Annotated in this window: 24 protein-coding genes and 1 pseudogene; 18 read left to right on the top strand and 7 right to left on the bottom strand. The window is 62.7% G+C overall.

Annotation, left to right across the window (positions count from 1 at the left end):
- Positions 1 to 188: 188 nt before the first annotated feature.
- Together SOM18_RS02155 and SOM18_RS02150 are read left to right on the top strand one after the other, a co-directional pair.
- A complete protein-coding gene (locus SOM18_RS02155; protein WP_107933619.1) occupies positions 189 to 431 on the top strand; it encodes a hypothetical protein in 243 nt (80 codons plus the stop codon).
- 332 nt (positions 432 to 763) lie between these two features.
- Positions 764 to 985 carry a hypothetical protein gene (locus SOM18_RS02150; protein WP_320481232.1) on the top strand — a complete coding sequence of 74 codons (222 nt, stop codon included), beginning with the start codon at positions 764 to 766 and terminating at the stop codon, positions 983 to 985.
- Between the two features lie 232 nt (positions 986 to 1,217).
- Here SOM18_RS02150 and SOM18_RS02145 read toward each other — a convergent pair whose 3' ends face one another.
- The 7 genes from SOM18_RS02145 to SOM18_RS19455 all read right to left on the bottom strand — a co-directional run bounded on the left by SOM18_RS02145 (position 1,218) and on the right by SOM18_RS19455 (position 4,142).
- Complete coding sequence (locus SOM18_RS02145) at positions 1,218 to 1,475, bottom strand: hypothetical protein (RefSeq protein WP_320481231.1); 258 nt, start codon at positions 1,473 to 1,475, stop codon at positions 1,218 to 1,220.
- Positions 1,472 to 1,606 carry a hypothetical protein gene (locus SOM18_RS02140; protein WP_320481229.1) on the bottom strand — a complete coding sequence of 45 codons (135 nt, stop codon included), beginning with the start codon at positions 1,604 to 1,606 and terminating at the stop codon, positions 1,472 to 1,474. The genes SOM18_RS02145 and SOM18_RS02140 overlap by 4 nt, the downstream gene beginning before the upstream one ends.
- Complete coding sequence (locus SOM18_RS02135) at positions 1,603 to 2,028, bottom strand: hypothetical protein (protein WP_320481228.1); 426 nt, start codon at positions 2,026 to 2,028, stop codon at positions 1,603 to 1,605. The genes SOM18_RS02140 and SOM18_RS02135 overlap by 4 nt, the downstream gene beginning before the upstream one ends.
- Entirely contained in the window at positions 2,025 to 2,471 is a 447-nt protein-coding gene (locus SOM18_RS02130; protein ID WP_320481227.1) for a hypothetical protein, read from the bottom strand. Before SOM18_RS02130 ends, SOM18_RS02135 begins: the two co-directional genes overlap by 4 nt.
- The gene (locus tag SOM18_RS02125; RefSeq protein WP_320481226.1) at positions 2,468 to 2,824 is read right to left on the bottom strand and encodes a hypothetical protein; all 357 of its coding nucleotides are present in this window, start codon (positions 2,822 to 2,824) and stop codon (positions 2,468 to 2,470) included. Before SOM18_RS02125 ends, SOM18_RS02130 begins: the two co-directional genes overlap by 4 nt.
- The gene (locus SOM18_RS02120) at positions 2,821 to 3,039 is read right to left on the bottom strand and encodes a hypothetical protein (protein ID WP_320481225.1); all 219 of its coding nucleotides are present in this window, start codon (positions 3,037 to 3,039) and stop codon (positions 2,821 to 2,823) included. The genes SOM18_RS02125 and SOM18_RS02120 overlap by 4 nt, the downstream gene beginning before the upstream one ends.
- 308 nt (positions 3,040 to 3,347) lie before the next feature.
- Entirely contained in the window at positions 3,348 to 4,142 is a 795-nt protein-coding gene (locus SOM18_RS19455; RefSeq protein ID WP_320481224.1) for a hypothetical protein, read from the bottom strand.
- 134 nt (positions 4,143 to 4,276) lie between these two features.
- Between SOM18_RS19455 and SOM18_RS02110 the strand changes: the two genes are divergently transcribed.
- From SOM18_RS02110 to SOM18_RS02040, 16 genes and pseudogenes are all read left to right on the top strand, one after another.
- Positions 4,277 to 4,438, top strand: a complete 162-nt coding sequence (locus SOM18_RS02110; protein ID WP_320481223.1) for a hypothetical protein — start codon at positions 4,277 to 4,279, stop codon at positions 4,436 to 4,438.
- Positions 4,435 to 4,653 carry a hypothetical protein gene (locus tag SOM18_RS02105; protein WP_320481222.1) on the top strand — a complete coding sequence of 73 codons (219 nt, stop codon included), beginning with the start codon at positions 4,435 to 4,437 and terminating at the stop codon, positions 4,651 to 4,653. Before SOM18_RS02110 ends, SOM18_RS02105 begins: the two co-directional genes overlap by 4 nt.
- Positions 4,643 to 5,065 carry a hypothetical protein gene (locus SOM18_RS02100; protein WP_320481221.1) on the top strand — a complete coding sequence of 141 codons (423 nt, stop codon included), beginning with the start codon at positions 4,643 to 4,645 and terminating at the stop codon, positions 5,063 to 5,065. Before SOM18_RS02105 ends, SOM18_RS02100 begins: the two co-directional genes overlap by 11 nt.
- A gap of 41 nt (positions 5,066 to 5,106) precedes the next feature.
- Positions 5,107 to 6,261 carry a hypothetical protein gene (locus SOM18_RS02095; RefSeq protein ID WP_320481220.1) on the top strand — a complete coding sequence of 385 codons (1,155 nt, stop codon included), beginning with the start codon at positions 5,107 to 5,109 and terminating at the stop codon, positions 6,259 to 6,261.
- A gap of 1 nt (position 6,262) precedes the next feature.
- On the top strand, positions 6,263 to 6,664 hold the full coding sequence (locus SOM18_RS02090) for a hypothetical protein (RefSeq protein ID WP_320481219.1): 402 nt from the start codon (positions 6,263 to 6,265) through the stop codon (positions 6,662 to 6,664).
- Positions 6,664 to 6,804, top strand: a complete 141-nt coding sequence (locus SOM18_RS02085; protein WP_320481218.1) for a hypothetical protein — start codon at positions 6,664 to 6,666, stop codon at positions 6,802 to 6,804. Before SOM18_RS02090 ends, SOM18_RS02085 begins: the two co-directional genes overlap by 1 nt.
- A pseudogene (locus SOM18_RS19375) lies at positions 6,801 to 6,983 on the top strand (helix-turn-helix domain-containing protein); the annotation flags it as partial. The gene SOM18_RS02085 and the pseudogene SOM18_RS19375, both read left to right, overlap by 4 nt.
- A gap of 448 nt (positions 6,984 to 7,431) precedes the next feature.
- Positions 7,432 to 8,046, top strand: a complete 615-nt coding sequence (locus SOM18_RS02080) for a hypothetical protein (RefSeq protein ID WP_320481217.1) — start codon at positions 7,432 to 7,434, stop codon at positions 8,044 to 8,046.
- 30 nt (positions 8,047 to 8,076) lie between these two features.
- Positions 8,077 to 8,619 carry a hypothetical protein gene (nusG, locus tag SOM18_RS02075; RefSeq protein ID WP_320481216.1) on the top strand — a complete coding sequence of 181 codons (543 nt, stop codon included), beginning with the start codon at positions 8,077 to 8,079 and terminating at the stop codon, positions 8,617 to 8,619.
- Between the two features lie 83 nt (positions 8,620 to 8,702).
- Positions 8,703 to 9,248 (top strand): GIY-YIG nuclease family protein, encoded by a 546-nt coding sequence (locus SOM18_RS02070; RefSeq protein ID WP_192097209.1) that lies wholly within the window; start codon positions 8,703 to 8,705, stop codon positions 9,246 to 9,248.
- Between the two features lie 265 nt (positions 9,249 to 9,513).
- A complete protein-coding gene (locus SOM18_RS02065; RefSeq protein ID WP_128082055.1) occupies positions 9,514 to 9,834 on the top strand; it encodes a hypothetical protein in 321 nt (106 codons plus the stop codon).
- 792 nt (positions 9,835 to 10,626) lie between these two features.
- On the top strand, positions 10,627 to 10,752 hold the full coding sequence (locus SOM18_RS02060; protein ID WP_320481215.1) for a hypothetical protein: 126 nt from the start codon (positions 10,627 to 10,629) through the stop codon (positions 10,750 to 10,752).
- Positions 10,752 to 11,075: an HNH endonuclease gene (locus SOM18_RS02055; protein WP_320481214.1), complete on the top strand. Its 324-nt coding sequence runs from the start codon at positions 10,752 to 10,754 to the stop codon at positions 11,073 to 11,075. Before SOM18_RS02060 ends, SOM18_RS02055 begins: the two co-directional genes overlap by 1 nt.
- Positions 11,076 to 11,199: 124 nt before the next feature.
- Entirely contained in the window at positions 11,200 to 11,631 is a 432-nt protein-coding gene (locus SOM18_RS02050; protein WP_192008890.1) for a P27 family phage terminase small subunit, read from the top strand.
- A 115-nt stretch (positions 11,632 to 11,746) separates the two neighbouring features.
- Positions 11,747 to 13,450 carry a terminase large subunit gene (locus SOM18_RS02045; RefSeq protein ID WP_320481213.1) on the top strand — a complete coding sequence of 568 codons (1,704 nt, stop codon included), beginning with the start codon at positions 11,747 to 11,749 and terminating at the stop codon, positions 13,448 to 13,450.
- A gap of 128 nt (positions 13,451 to 13,578) precedes the next feature.
- Complete coding sequence (locus SOM18_RS02040) at positions 13,579 to 14,766, top strand: phage portal protein (RefSeq protein ID WP_320481212.1); 1,188 nt, start codon at positions 13,579 to 13,581, stop codon at positions 14,764 to 14,766.
- Positions 14,767 to 14,769 lie beyond the last annotated feature (3 nt).

Here is a 14,769-nt window from a genome sequence, read left to right as displayed (position 1 = left end):
ATGAACGAGGCCCGCCCTCCGGGGCGATAAGTGCACCATGTCAACTGCACGCGCCGAGGCGCAGGGTGCTACGGTGCTGAGGGTTTATCGGCGCAATATGCCGTCTTCGATCCTTCACAAGATCAATGGCATAGTGGCGCCGGAGTGGTATGATGACCGGGCGCGGGACGTTTTTAGGAATACAATAGATGGACTTCCCGTGGACCGAGGCCGCAACATTGGTGCGGATGCCAGCAGCGCAAAAAGACGACGAAGGAAACGAGCTTTTGTTCGAGGGGTCGTTGCTATTAATGGCCCAAAAGGTTCGGGCTATGAAGCCGATTGACCGGCGCCATCTAAAAATCTCCCTTCCTGATAGAATTGTGCGACCGCACACCTTTAAAGACGGTTCGCTCGCCGCCCTGATTGACGACATTCCCGTGGTGGGGTGACAATGTGCGTTTTCGATTGGCGCAACGGCGATTTGATTAAACGCATTTGAAGTGCCTAGCGAGCCGTCACATGTGCCGAGCCTGTCCTGCCATCCAGCAAGACCCGTCTCGAGGTCGCCATGTTTTCTTTGATTGCACTGTATCTGGAATATCGCAGGACGAAGGCGCGAGGCGTTGCAGCTCGTGTCGTATCCGTGACTAAAACAGCTATTGCTGCCAATGACCGAGGTGCGTCGCGAACGGCCGCGGACGCAGCGTAACGCTCGACGTACGCTGACGCGGCGGTTCCGCTGCGCTAGAGCCGCTCCTTGGACGACCAGAGAGGCACTACCATGGCATCGACGATCATCACTCCCAGCGGCACTGGTGCGATGGAGGCCGGACTCGTACTTGACGAGGAAGGCAGCCGGTTTGTCGTCCTGACGTTCAAGGAGCCGCAGGGCGAACCGACGCTCGTCACGTTTACAGTTCCAGTTTTCCAAAACTACGTCGAGCATCTGGTTCGAACAGCTAAGGCCGCTAACGAGGATGCCAACTGGGGCATTCCCGGCTGAGTATCTCCGCGGCAGTATCATGCCGCGATTTTGTCGAAACGGCGTGACGGTACGGCGGCCTGCAACAGACTTCGCGGTACGTTCGTCGTGATTCCGGCCCCCGCTGCCCGTGTGTGCTGCCCGCTCGCCACATTCTTGGCTTTCACCGGCGACGCGGATCGGGATCGGGGCGCGGGCGCGGATGCTGCAGTCGAACGCGGCCTGGGCCACGTCGTTCGCCATGTCGGCTACATCAGCCACGGTGGGCCGCCAGATTGGTTGGCTGCGCGCCAGCCTCGACAGCGCGCAACGAAGGAACGGACGTCCGGAGGGGGCGGACCGAGGCAGTCGGGGAGAGGGGCACGAACCCGGGCCGATCGTTGCCGCGCAGAGCGGTCATGATCTGGGGCCAGCGGCAGTACAGGTCTTCGAAAAGGATGACGGCCGCGATGATCGCGATGGCCAAGAGGCTCATCCAGCCGGCACCGTGCATGATGTTGGTCCAGTTCACGGGCGATCTCCGAGGGTGAGGATGGCGATCATCAGGTCGATCAGGATCTCCGCGGAGACGACGCCTATCAGATCGGGAATTGGGGGCAGCGGCGCGCGCGCTACGGCGCCAGCGGGGTCGAGATAGCTCACGCCGCGAACCTGCGGCGCGAGCGGCGCGGGCTGGTCCAGCCGTCTGCCTCGACGAGCTTCTCGACACCGCTGGGGGCGATAACGCGGACCCGGCCATCGGCGCGGCGCGACAGCACCGGGCACTCGAACTTGTAGACCCCGGGGAGCCCGGTGCCGTTGCAGATCTCATGGTCGCCCGCGTTGCGCTGCACCGTCATAGCTTCCGCGGTCAGGATATCCATGCCGCGGCTGATCAGCGCCTCGTTCTGCTGCTCGGTGAACCGCGCGCCCCCGGTGATGCTGTGATCGCCGAACCCGGTCTTCACCGCGCCGCGGATCGCGCCATACCACGCGCTCGGCGTCTTCGACGGAGTGACGAGGATCCGCGCAGGCTGGCGGCCGAGGATCTCGCCCATCGGGCGGGGGCGTGGGGCATAGGTCATGCGCTGGCTCTGAGATATTCGACGGCGTTGACGCTGGCGTCAGCCATTTGGCGCGATCGCCGGGCATGGAGCTCGGCTTCATATTGGTGGGCTTCGTCAGCCTGCGCGCGCCGGGCGAGCTGATCGGCCGCGGCTTCGACTGCGCGCTCGAGCTGCTCCATGGTCGGACGCCTGCCCTGCTTGATCCGCAGCCGCTCGTGCTCCTCGATGATGAGGCGCAGACCGAACGGGTTGACGTTCAGACGCGACGCGCGCGTGGCGATCGTGTCGCGGATGGCCCCGGCGTGCGCGACCGCGTGGGGTACCAACTGCGGGGCGTTATCGGCGCGATGCGCGAGATGGATCCGCTCCTCGGCCAGGGCAAGCCGATGGCAGGCCGCAGCCATGTCCGTGATCGTCTGGGCGAGATCCGGATCGTGCGAAGCGATCGTGCGGCCGGTCATCGCGGCGCGCCTTCGATATCAGCCCAGCGACCGCGATGTGGCGACTTGGCGGCATAGGCGCGGGCAGCGGCGACGAGGTCGATCTTGTGGGCGGCCTCGAACGTCTTTGCGCCGCGGTGCAACTCGGCGTGGTGATGCTGGCACAGCGGGACCGCCTTATAATCGGCGACCTTCAGGCTGGTGCCCTTCCCTCCTGCATGATCGACATGCGCGGCCTCCATGCGGCCGTCGCAATCGGTGCCTGCGATCAGGCACGGGCGGCCGCGGAGCCACTGAACATGCGTCGGGAAGCGACGCTCGGCGTCAGCCTTGCCGCTGTTGCGATGGCGCGGGCGGATGTCGACGCGCATCACGCGACGACCCGGCACGCAACGATGTCGGACAGGGCGCCCTGATGCGTCCAGCAGTCGCGGTAAATGTAAGCAGGATGGCCGTCGGCGGGGTTCGCGCGCTCCGCGGTGCGGCGGTCACGATCGAACCGGAACTGCACCTGAACACGTGCAAGATCCAAGACAGGGCACCCTGTCCCATCGCACTCGATCCAATCTGTAGAAGCCTGCTCGGCCACGTTGGTCTCCTACCGGGCCGGGCTGGCCTGATAGTCGACATGTACGGTTACCGTATAACTATGTCAAACGTTTTCCGTACACTCCTGCCGACTCGATAAAATGCCGGGCTAAGAAATTTCCTATCGACACACGCCGCCCAGCAGAACACAATGAGAACATGGCGCGCGAATCCCAAATCTTACCGTTGAGCGGCATTAATTCAGAAGGCGCATGCTTTCCGCCAGGCTATCGCTCGCGATGAGATTGGCGCACGAAAATGAGCGTCGCCTATCGGCGACTGAGCGCGATCTGCTGCTGACGTTGCAACTTAAGTGCGAGCTGGCAGGCGCGATCGACGACCATCAAGCCAGCCCTCCGCTCGGTCAAGATTTTCGCCAATCTGAGAAGATGCGGCGAACTCAGAATATGCTCGAATGTCTAGAGCGAGGTCTTCGACTCGCTCATCATCGGGATCGATTCGCACGCCAAGCTGCTGAGCAATATACTGAACCGCCAACCTTGCGACTGGTAGGCTCATCGGCTCAATCGGGCGATCCTCGTCTTGGTTATCCAAGTCGAACGCGGTGATTAAGGCCATACCCTCGTCGAAACTCAGCTTCCGCGTTTTCCCGGTTTTCGGGTCCGGATTGTAGAGCCGGGTTGCATTGTTCGTGGTTACGTTGAGGACCGACGCGATCCGAGCATGCGTAACATTGCGCTCGCGCAGGGCCGCCAGGATCTTTTCGGACGTGTCCATTTTTAGTTGATGGGCGGCCCACGTGATACGCGCCAGCCGGAAAGTCGCACAATCCCCTTGCCAATCATGTACGGATACCGTACTTGATAGGTCATGGAAAACGTTGACCAGATCATTGCGACGATCGGCGGGGTTCGCAAAACCGCAGCTGTGCTCGGCATCGCGCCGACGACCGTTCAGCACTGGAAGACGCACAACCGCGTGCCGGCTTGGCGGCAGAGCGACCTGACGGCAGCGTATGACCACGCCGTCAGCCAGAAGAAAGCGGCATAGGTGCTGCTCACCCTCCCATCCATGGAGCCGTCCCGCGTCGCTGGCGCCGCTACTGCGATCATCGCGATCGGTGAGCAGCGGTTCGGTTTCCACGCCGCCTCCGATCCCTTGTACATCGAGGCACCGGTCCTCGACGTCACGCACTGCACGGCCTGTGGTTGCCGAGCCGCAATTGCGGTTCGGTCCTGCCAAGCGCCGGTTTGTCCCTCCAGAGATCGGAAAGCTGCATGACCCTCGTCATGATCTGCGTCGCGTGCCTCGCGTGCTTCGCCTTGGGCCACGCTCATGCGGTCTGGCAGCGTCACCGTTTCATCCAGTCGCTGCTCTCGGGCAAGGACGCGGCGGCATACGGCAGAGTCATCCGCGACGCCGAAGGGAACGTCCGGTGACGGATTACTGGTCCATCGTCGCCATGACGGTCCTCATCACGATCGCCTCGCGCGTGCTGCTCTGGGGCATCGACCTCTGCTGTCGTCACGAGGTTGCGATGCTCGAGCAGCGCGCGCGCAACGGCGAGGCGAACGGCCTTCGGGGCGGTGATCAGGGTCTCGGTGTCCATACCCAGCTTGGTACGCAAACTCAGGAGCGCAATCATGTCCGCTGACAGCCGGCTGGCGCAAGAAGTCGCCGAGCGACAGATTCTCATGTTCTCGATGTTCGTGGGAGACGGTACGCCGATGCCGCGTTCGGCCCTTGCTGCTGCTTCCGGCATTCCGACGAGCACGCTGAAGAGCTATGCAAACGGCACGGCAATGCCACTGTCGACGGCGCTGATCCTCCGCAAGTTCCTGCCCCGCGAGGCGATGAACATGCTGACCGAGCCGGGCGACGCGCGCTTCACGCCGATCGAGCATTCGGAAGCCTGCTGGGACGGTATCGCTGCGGCTGCATCGGGCCTCGTCGCCGAGGTCTGCGTCGCACGGTCAGACGGCAAGATTGATCACGTCGAGGCAGCCAAGCTGAAGACGCGCGCCCGCGCTGTCATCGCCCAGCTGTCGGACGCGGTCGACGAATAACTGACGAATAACACGCGGAAAACCCCGCAACGGAGATGACTATGGACGCGCTCAATAGCGCAGTGCCGGTTGAGCCCGGTTCTGCGGACGGTTCTCTGCGGTCTGCCGCACCCGCTGTCGTCATGACTTCCGCGCGTAAGGCCCCACACCGCGCAAAGCAGATGGCGCTTCACGGCTCCCTGCTGGATCGCGCGGTTCATCTATTCGATGTTGACGGCCTGTCGATGGAGGCAGTGGCGCGCGAGATCGGCATGAGCGCGCCGACGGTGCAGAACGCTGTCTATGCCGCCCTTTGCGCCAAGCGTGGCCATCGCCCGGCTGAGCGCGACGACAATGGCTACCTGACGACGGTCGGCCGCGATCGGCTGCGCGAGCTTCTCCGCAAGGGCATGAAGCACGTGGACATTCAGATCCGCCTCGCGGTCAGCGCCGGGACGGTGAGCAACGAGCGCCGCGCGTACAGCGCCGACCTCAAGCTGCGCGGCAAGCGCCCGTTGCCGCTCCCGAATCACGGCGAAGCGTATAGCGGCCTGCGGATCACGAATGCCCAGCGCAAAGAGGTCGAGGCACACCTTCTGACCGGCCTGGGCAGCACCAAGGTCTCGGTCCTGACTGGCGTATCTAAGACGGTTTGCGTCCGCATCCGATTGAAGCTGGTGGCGCGCTTGAAACGCAAAGGCGAGTTGCTGGCCGGATGTGACGCCAACGGCCGCCGCGTGAAGTTGGTAGACCAAGCCGCGCGCGTCCCCGACGCCGACATCGAGCGCTTTCGGGCGCTCCTGTTGGATCAGGTGCCGGTGAAGCGAGCGGCACTGATGGCGAACATTGGCTCGAGCAGCGCCTATAGGCTGCGAGACGTGTTCCGCGCCGAGCTCGCATCGCGCGGGGAGGAATTGCCCGGGATCAAAAAGCTGGGCCGCGTCCATGGCCCGGTCGCGGACGCGCGCGCCACTTGGCTTCCCAAGGGCCGGAAGAACTATGTCCTATACCGTGAGAAAATGTTGGAGACCGGCGGCAATGCCGCACTGGCTCGAAGATTGACTGTGCTCGCCATTGCCGAGCGTGACGGCGATGATCCTTATCTCGCCGAGCAGTTCGACCGCATGAAACGCGGCGCGGGCCTCGTCGAGCGGTTCGACTATCGTCGCTCCGATCCCTCACTGACACTCGGCGGCGTTTCGGCGGGGATGCTCTGACATGCGGGCCGATACCCTTACCTGCGCCGATAAACCGTCTCACCTCTCGACTGTCGAAGATCTCGACGCTGTCATGCGCGTGCGCGGAGATGCGCGCCGCCAACAGGAAGCGACCGACGCGGCAAAGCGCCTGGCAACTAAGCGAGCTGCAAAAGCGGCTTACACGTCGCACATGTTGTCGGTGCCGCGGATGGCCGGCCTGATGAAGGCTGGCGTCCTGCTGGGCAGCGCCGCGGCGCTCGCGGAGGCGATGAACATCGAACCCCGCAGCCTGCGCGCGAAGACCGGCGCCGAGCGCGGGATCTCGTGTGACGATCTCCGTGCGGCGGCTGACGCGCTCGACGCGCGCGCCGCTTTAATGACCGAGCATGCCGCCAAGCTGCGTGCGGAAGCCCTCGCGTAATGGACAACACCGATAAGCTCTTCGTGATTTTCGTCACGCTGTACGTGGTTTGGCAGCTGATCCGCGTCGCGCGCGGCTTGGAGTCGATCAGCGCCGAACTGAGCGCCTTGCGCGCCATCGCCGAGCAGAACCGCCGATGAGCGTCCGGATCATGACCGCGGTGTGGAGCGTGACACTGCCCGACAGCGAGAAGATCGTCCTTCTCGCGTTGGCCGACTGCGCCAACGATGAAGGCCTCTGCTGGCCCTCGATGGCGACATTGGCTGCTAAGTGCAGCAAGAGCGACCGCACCGTCCAGGCTGCCATCAAATCCCTCGTAGCTAGCGGCCACATGAGCCGGCAGGAAATCGCAGGGCGCGGATGTCGGTACATCGTGCACCCAACCCCCGAAGCCGTTTCACCCCCGAAGCCGCTTCACCCCGAAGCCGCTTCACCCCCGAAGCGAACAGCGCTGACCCCCGAAGCCGCTTCGGACAAACCATCAAGAACCATAACCTCTCCGGAGGCTTCGCCTCCTTCGAGGCGCGGGCGGGTGCAGGCCGTGAAGATCAAGCCGTTCCGTCTTCCAGAAGATTGGGCGCCGGTTCGGTTCGCAGACGACACTGTTGCTCGAGCAATCGTCGATCGACGGGGCAAGAATTGGAGCCTGCGTGGACTCGAAAGCTTCCGGAATTGGGCTGCGAACGCCGCCGACAAGGACGGGCTGGGCCGGAAAGCCGACTGGCAGAAGGCGTGGAGCAACTGGATAATCGAACAGGATAACCGAGATGGACAACGATCAGGCAACGGACGTGTGGGCGGAAACGGGCAGTCGCGGAGCGGTCACGGTCGCACGGTCGATGCTGCCGAGCGATTTAAGGCGCGCCGCGGACTATCGGGACTTGGAGCCGGCGTCTGATAACGCGTTCATCACGACGCTGCTCCCATGCCTCCAGCTCGTCGCGCCAGTGGGCATGGACGAGGACAGCCAAGACACCTGGTTCGAAGCTGCCCGGATCGCGCTCGACGGCATCCCGATTGGCCTGCTTCAGCGCGGTGCTGAAGCAGCGATGCAGAAGGCTGACCACCCGTCGAAGGTTGTTCCTGCCATCATGGCTGAGATCAGCCAAGCTTGGGCTCGTCGCCGGCGGCTGGCCGCGCCGGCTGTCGGCGTTCAAACGCCCGCGCTGCCCGAGCCTGACCGGTGCACGCCGGCAGAGGCGGCCGAGTTAATCATGCGCTTCAAGATAGGCCGCGGTGCGGGCCCGGTTCGCGACGCATCGCGGCCGGTATCAGTGCCAGGCGCCTCCGGCGCGCCCAGCCGCAAGCCGACCCGGGCTGATTACATCCGCCTCTTCGGCATAGATCCCGGCGAGTCCTATGACGAGCAGATGGCAGCATGACACATAGCTATAAGAGCGAGGGTTGAGACGATGGGGCGGGGAAACGATTGGTGCATCCTTCGAACAGGAGCGTCGCGCACGCTGCCGCTGGTCGCCTCTCTTGAGGCGGCCGGCTTCGACGTATGGAGCCCAGTGCAGACGCTGACACGCCGCCGCGGGCGGACGCGCGAGCGGGTGGAGTACGCGGCGCCGATAATGCCCACGTTCGTGTTCGCACGCGCAATTCACCGTGATGAACTACTGCGGCTGGCCTCCCTGCCTTTCAGCGACCACCCTGGGTTCTCAGTTTTTCGGCACCTTGGCGGCATACCGCTGATCAGCGACGCGGAAGTCGCCGGTGCGCGCAGGATCGAAGACCGGTGCAAGCGCGCGGCGAAGCAGGGGCAGCGCCAAGCGTTTGCCGTGGGGCAGCGAGTGCGAGTTACCGAAGGCGCAGCAGCGGGCCTGTTCGGCGAGGTTGTCCAAGATGGGGATGGCAAATTTGTGATCGTCGCGTTCGCGGGCATCAATCTAAAGATTGGGGCTTGGCTACTGGGAACAGATGCGGTACAGAAACGGGCAGACGCTGCTTGAGCAGCTGCAACGAGCGCAGAGGTATACTCCCCGTTGCCCCCAACCGATACGCGGGTGGGAAGTGCGAAGCTATGGGGATTGGGGTGACTGGCGAGATAGGCCTCTTCGCTCTTATCCAAGGCCTTGCAGATTTTAACCGAAGCGGTGTGTACTTCCTCTATCGGGAAGGTGTCGTCGTTTATGTTGGCCAAGCGGTCAACGTCAGACGACGGGTCGCTGATCACATCGGTGAAGGGGTCAAAGACTTTGACGCCGTCTCTTTTATTCCTTTCGCTCCAGACAAGCTGCTGGCGGCCGAAGCGCGATATATTCGTCGTCTGCGACCCGCCCTTAACAAGGCGCTCAACTCCGCGGCGGCCGGGTGGACTATGTTCGGTTCGTTCTCGCCGTCTGAGCCTCTCACGAAGAGCGCTTTATCGGCGAGCGAAGCAGCGGCTCGGCTCGGCGTTCCAGTCGAGCAGGTGCTGAGTTTATGGCACGCGAATGGCTATCGGCCCAAACGCTTTGGGCGCTCTAAGGGTCGAGGCTTTTGCCCGATAGACTGCGACGAGCTAGCACAGAAGCTAGTGGCTGCAAGGCCCACGGAGGTTGACGATGGCGGCACCGCAATTGCGGCTCACCACAGCTGACCATGTCAAGCAGATCGGCATGCGCCTACTTCGGATCTCCAGAAATGTGCGCAGTTCATCGCGCCATCATGGTCGCAGCGATCCACTTATCGAGGATGTCGAGCAACCGGCGCAGAACCCTCGAGAGCGCGTTGGCTAGCCACCTTCGTCCTCTCACTCTGGAGCTATGCACCGAGCGATTGTCTTACGGTATGGTCAGACGCGACGTTACTTTGTGCGTTGATGTGGCCTATGCTTGATGGCCCACTACGCTCAGGAACTTTATATGAAGAACGTCGTCAGTCTGGTTCTAGCATCCATCTTAGTTGCCGCTCCGGCGCACGCGCAGACGGTGAACGACGATGTCCGGTGCCTGGTTGTAACCAGTGCCGTCGGCGAGCAGGCCGAGAACGAGCCAACGCGGAAGGTCGCGAATTTGACGGCGGCGTTCTATATGGGGCGGCTGGATGGGCGGGTTCCCGCAACTGTTGCTGCAGCCCTCAAGTCTCAACCGGCTGTCGCTGGAACCGCCGCGCTGGGAATTTTCAAAGCCTGCGCTGCGAGGGCACAGGGCGCACAGGCGCGCTTGCGCGCAGAATCTCGGTGATTTGACGGCGCCAAGTAATTGAGCGTGAGATGTGATGCGGAATGGGAGGCGCAGCGCGAGGCGCCTTCAGCTTCACCACCGCTGACCATGTAGAGGCTATCGGCATGATCGTGCTGCGTATCGCCGATAAAATGTCGAGCGAGTCGCGGCATCAGGGGCGCAGCGATCGGCCTATCGAGGATGTAGAGTAACTGGGGCAGAATTTCCGAAAGAGCGTTGGCTAGCCAACTCCATCCCCTCACGCAGGAGCGAGCTCTGAGCGACTGTCCTATGATATGGCAACAGTCGCATGCTCTCGTCGCGGATATCAATACTCAGGGGACTGGCTCTCCAATCCCCTGAGTGGCGGTCTCATCGAGACCTTGTAGTGGATCCGTGGTCTGAATAGGCGGCTGTCTTATCGCTGACGCTGTGGAATAAGCCGCGGTCATCATCCGCGACATGATCGTCAGGCCACGGCGATTGAGCCGAGCCGTGATCGCTGTAACATTCGCTTCGGCCACGTTCAGATGGCCTATCTACTTTCCACTCATTGGCGCCTGGCATCTTAACTCTCCAATGTCCGACCTCGAGTCGGGTCGCTCTTGGATTGGGTACCTTACTTAGAGCGTCGTCAAGTCTGATCCAGCGACCCTTATAGCTTTACTGCCCGCGACATCTTGCTGGGAAGGCCTAAAGCGTCGAGCTGCGTCATTATTAATCAGAGCAAAGTTGCTGAATGTCTCAGCGACGGGAGATGGCATGGCGACAACCTTCCGACCCGCTACCGCTGACCTTGTCGAGGCTATTGGCATGCGCGTGCTGCTCATCGCCGAAGATATGCGAGCAGAGTCGCGGCACCACGGTCGCAGCGAGCGTCTGATCGACCGGGCTGAGCAGGCAGCGATCGATCTGCGGACCGCAGTTCGCGGGCGCTGATGGGCTGGTCTAAGGTCAGCCGCCATCAGCGCGGCTATGGCACGGCGCATGATAAGATGCGGGCTCATTTGCTCGCTACGGTCATCACTTGCGAGGGCGAGTGCAAGGCCAAAGGTATCGAGACACGTGGGACGATCGCCGACCACATCGTCCCGCTGTCGCGTGGCGGCACCGGCGATCGCAGCAATTATCAGCTGCTGTGCAGGCCATGCTCAGACGCCAAGACGCTCGCTGACAAGGGAGCTACGGCGCGGCCTGTGGGTGGCGTGGATCGCTCGGGACGGCCGACCAGCGCGTCGCACCCGTGGAACCGCGCCGGCTGAGGCACCCACCCCCGGGGTCAAAAGTCTGAGGGCCGGCGCCCCCCGTACCGACCACGTGGGGCGTGCGCACTGCAAGTAATTTTTGAGGGGGGAGGGTTTCGACCGGTCCACCGCGGGAGGCCATATGGCCGAGGTCATCGAAATTGCTGGGGGCGACGGCGTTCCGCCAGAGCCGAACTGGCGCAGCATCTTCGGCCGGGCCGCAGACCGCGAGGCAGCATCGTCCTACTGGAAGAGCATTATCAGCGAGATGCGCGGCGCCGAGAAACTGGCAGTCGCCAACTCGCACGCGGTCATCCGCTTGGTCGTCGCATACGTCACGTTCGATCAATCCGCGAAGGAGGTGATCAAATCTGGCCCGGTGATCAAGGCCAAGAAGACTGGCGTCCCGACTTACAATCCATGGTGGACGACGATGTCGAACGCCGCGAGCCAGGCGCAAGCGCTGGAGAAGGAGCTTTGCATCTCGCCGCGTGAGCGCGGCGCGGGCGCCAAGGTGGTCAAGAAGCAAGCGCGCACGACTGGCTCCGCACGGTTCCTAAAACAGCGTGGCTAACCGGTTCCTTTCCGATCCTGATCCGACGACGGCATGGGCGAAGGCCGCGGTCGACGGGAAGCTGTTTACGGCTGGAGAGCTTGTCCGACACGCAGCCGAGCGTCACCTGCGCGACATGCGCGACGGTGAGCGGCGCGGCATTTACTGGCGACCAGATGCTGCGGGCCATGCCCTCGACTTCCTGCCGTCAGTTTTCCAGGTCACCGACGGGCCATCTGCGGGCCAGCCGTTCTACCCGCTCGAGTGGCACACGTTCGTCATGGGCTCGCTGTTCGGCTGGCGCACTGCGACCGACCGCTGGCGGTTTCGGTCAGGCTGGCTGGAAACCGGCAAAGGCCAGGCCAAGTCGCCACTGATGGGTGCAATCGGCGTCTACATCATGGGCTGGTGCGATATTCAGCGCGCCCAGTGCTATGCCATCGGCGAGGACAAAAAGACCGCCAATGTCCTGTTCCGCGACGCCGCGGCCATGTGCCGCGCGACGATACCGGAGCATGACGAAGGCGAAAGCCTGGAAGGCCTCGGCGAGGTCGTCATCCGCGGCGAATTGGAGAACGCCTGGAAGATCGAGCATCCCGACAGCGGGTCGTTCTTTCAGCCGATCGCCAGCGGCGAAAGCCTTTCCGGTCCGCGACCGAACTATGTCGCGGGCGACGAGATCCATGAGCTTACCGACGAAAACGTGTTGCAGACGTGGAAGCGCGGCATCGACAAGGTCGCCGGTCACGCGCTGATGCTCATGGGCACGAACACGCCCGCCACGTCGCAGCATGTCGGCACGTCCTACTCGGACATGTACCAGCAGATTGCCAAGGGTGAGGCGCGCGACGACACAGCGTTCGCGTTCGTCGCGCGGATCGACAAGGCCGATCGCGAGACGGTGTTCGAGAACGAGAAGGTTTGGCAGAAGTCGTTGCCGGCGCTCGGCGAGACCTTCCCGATCGAGAATATTCGCGAGACGGTTGCCTCCGCGCTGCTGCGGCCGTCGACCAAGTCGAGCGTCCTGCGACTGTATTTCGGGGTTGATACCGCATCGGCGGACTTCTGGATCGACGAGGAAAAGTGGGCCGCCGTGCAGGGTCCGGTCGATGACACCGCCATGCGCAACCGGTTCTGCCGGCTGGCGCTCGATCTCTCGCAGAAGAACGATCTGACGGCAGTCAGCGCAGCTTGGGAGCCGATCGGCGACGAGCCCCTGGCGGTGAAAAGCTGGTATTGGACAGCGGCGGGTACCACCGCTGGCCACCTTAAGGAGAAGGGTGAGCGCGATCACGCCCCGTACGTCGAGTGGGTCGAGGATGGGTTCCTGGTCGCCACGCCGGGTGCGACGATCGATTACACTTTCGTCGCGATGCAGGTGTCCAAGCTCTACGCCGAGCACAAGGTGCTCGAGATGGTTGCCGACCCGGCCTTCATTTCGAGCTTCATGGACGCATGTGCAGAGGTCGGGCTTGAAGTCTGGTTGTACGGCGGCCCGGATAAACCGACGGGACGCGGGCTTAAGATCGTGGCGCATGCCCAGGGCACGCGCGTCATGTTCGAAGACCGGCAGCTTTGCATGCCGCACTCGATCACAAAGACCGAAGACGCGATTCTCGCGCAGCGGGTCATCATCGATAACTCGCCGGTCACATACAGTTGCGCGGCAAACGCCGCGATCGACCCCGACGGTCAAGGCAACCGCATGTTCAACAAGAAGAAATCACGCGGGCGTATCGACGGCATGGTCACGACCACGATGGCGATCGGCGCTGCCGTCTCCAGCCTGAAGACGAAGAAGAAGTCGGTGTACGCCTCGCGCGGCATCATCCGCGTCTAACAGGAGGGTGTACGTCTATGTCGCCTGATGATTATCGACGCCAGGCTGGCGGGCGAAGGTCCTTATCGCCTTCGCGCGCGATTGCCACAGCCAAGGCGGCAACTGGGCAGAGCCATGGCGGGCCGATCATGGCCTACCAAGCCTACGATTTTGCAGACCCGACCCTTCATGAGATGATGCGCGGCGACGGCGGTCGAACCGGGGTTGCAGGGATCGCGGTCAATGAACGTGCCGCGCTGCGCAACAGCACCTTCTTTCGGGCCATGTCGCTAATCTCCGGCTCGATAGGCATGCTGCCGCTTCACCTCATGCGCAGAGCTGCGGACGGGAAGATTGAAAAGGCGCGGGACCACCCCTTGTTCAGGGTATTGCATCGCAAGCCAAACGACTTTCAATCCGCCACTCAGTTCAAGAGCTACATGCAGCTTTGCGCCTTGCTCGACGGCAATGCATTCGCGCTGATCGTCCGATCGAGGGGCGCGGTACGTCAAATTGTCCCCCTCCCCCGGCGATCAGTAAAGCCGCAGCTTTCAGCGACCTTTGAGCTGAGCTTTCGGTACCAGCCCAAATCGGGTGGCGCCGTGACGCTTGCCAAGGAAGACGTCTTTCACTTCCGCGGCCCTATTTCTCTGGACGGCCTGACTGGCGTTTCCCTGCTGGACGTCGCTGCCGACACGCTAGGCCTGTCGCATCGCGCGCTTCAGGCTGCTGGTCGATTGCTTGACAAGGGCACGATGGCGCGCGGCGCGCTTGAGACCGATCAGACGCTCGGAGCCGAAGCGATCGACAATCTGCGCGACAGCCTTCGCGAGAACTTCTCAGGAGCAGACGCCGAAGAGGATTGGCTGATACTCGAGGAGGGCCTGAAGGCAAAGGTGCTGTCCGGCACGGCGAAGGACAACGAGCTCGTTGCGCTTCGCCAGCAGGAGGCGGAAGAGATATCGCGGTTTACCGGCACGCCGCGCCCGCTGCTGATGTTCGATGAGACCAGCTGGGGCAGCGGCATCGAACAGCTGGGGCTGTTTTTCGTGACGTACTGCCTCCTCCAATGGTTCGTCATTTGGGAGGAGGCCGTGTGGTTCTGCCTGCTCACGCCGGCCGAACAGGACACGATGTACGCCAAGTACAATGACGGGGCGCTTTTACGAGGCTCGCTCAAAGACCAGGCCGAGTTTTTTAAGGCGGCGCTCGGTCCGAATGCGGCTTTCCTTACCCCCAATGAGGCTCGCGACAGCTTCGACCGCAACCCGATCGCAGGGGGCGACGAGCTGCCTCGCAACGGCACTACTGCCGCAGCAACTTTAGCAGACGCTTAGGAG

Origin of the sequence: Sphingomonas sp. CFBP9019 (genome assembly GCF_034045155.1) — a bacterium.
Taxonomy (GTDB): Bacteria; Pseudomonadota; Alphaproteobacteria; order Sphingomonadales; family Sphingomonadaceae; genus Sphingomonas; species Sphingomonas aerolata.
This window is presented reverse-complemented; position numbering and strand designations above follow the sequence as displayed.

Excerpts from the sequence above, each read along its gene's own strand:
- SOM18_RS02155 (WP_107933619.1), top strand. The coding sequence starts at position 189 with ATGGACTTCCCGTGGACCGAGGCCGCAACATTGGTGCGGATGCCAGCA.
- SOM18_RS02150 (WP_320481232.1), top strand. The coding sequence starts at position 764 with ATGGCATCGACGATCATCACTCCCAGCGGCACTGGTGCGATGGAGGCC.
- SOM18_RS02135 (WP_320481228.1), bottom strand. The coding sequence starts at position 2,028 with ATGACCTATGCCCCACGCCCCCGCCCGATGGGCGAGATCCTCGGCCGC.
- SOM18_RS02130 (WP_320481227.1), bottom strand. The coding sequence starts at position 2,471 with ATGACCGGCCGCACGATCGCTTCGCACGATCCGGATCTCGCCCAGACG.
- SOM18_RS02110 (WP_320481223.1), top strand. The coding sequence starts at position 4,277 with ATGACCCTCGTCATGATCTGCGTCGCGTGCCTCGCGTGCTTCGCCTTG.
- SOM18_RS02100 (WP_320481221.1), top strand. The coding sequence starts at position 4,643 with ATGTCCGCTGACAGCCGGCTGGCGCAAGAAGTCGCCGAGCGACAGATT.
- SOM18_RS02095 (WP_320481220.1), top strand. The coding sequence starts at position 5,107 with ATGGACGCGCTCAATAGCGCAGTGCCGGTTGAGCCCGGTTCTGCGGAC.
- SOM18_RS02090 (WP_320481219.1), top strand. The coding sequence starts at position 6,263 with ATGCGGGCCGATACCCTTACCTGCGCCGATAAACCGTCTCACCTCTCG.
- SOM18_RS02085 (WP_320481218.1), top strand. The coding sequence starts at position 6,664 with ATGGACAACACCGATAAGCTCTTCGTGATTTTCGTCACGCTGTACGTG.
- SOM18_RS02080 (WP_320481217.1), top strand. The coding sequence starts at position 7,432 with ATGGACAACGATCAGGCAACGGACGTGTGGGCGGAAACGGGCAGTCGC.
- nusG (WP_320481216.1), top strand. The coding sequence starts at position 8,077 with ATGGGGCGGGGAAACGATTGGTGCATCCTTCGAACAGGAGCGTCGCGC.
- SOM18_RS02065 (WP_128082055.1), top strand. The coding sequence starts at position 9,514 with ATGAAGAACGTCGTCAGTCTGGTTCTAGCATCCATCTTAGTTGCCGCT.
- SOM18_RS02060 (WP_320481215.1), top strand. The coding sequence starts at position 10,627 with ATGCGCGTGCTGCTCATCGCCGAAGATATGCGAGCAGAGTCGCGGCAC.
- SOM18_RS02055 (WP_320481214.1), top strand. The coding sequence starts at position 10,752 with ATGGGCTGGTCTAAGGTCAGCCGCCATCAGCGCGGCTATGGCACGGCG.
- SOM18_RS02050 (WP_192008890.1), top strand. The coding sequence starts at position 11,200 with ATGGCCGAGGTCATCGAAATTGCTGGGGGCGACGGCGTTCCGCCAGAG.
- SOM18_RS02045 (WP_320481213.1), top strand. The coding sequence starts at position 11,747 with ATGCGCGACGGTGAGCGGCGCGGCATTTACTGGCGACCAGATGCTGCG.
- SOM18_RS02040 (WP_320481212.1), top strand. The coding sequence starts at position 13,579 with ATGGCCTACCAAGCCTACGATTTTGCAGACCCGACCCTTCATGAGATG.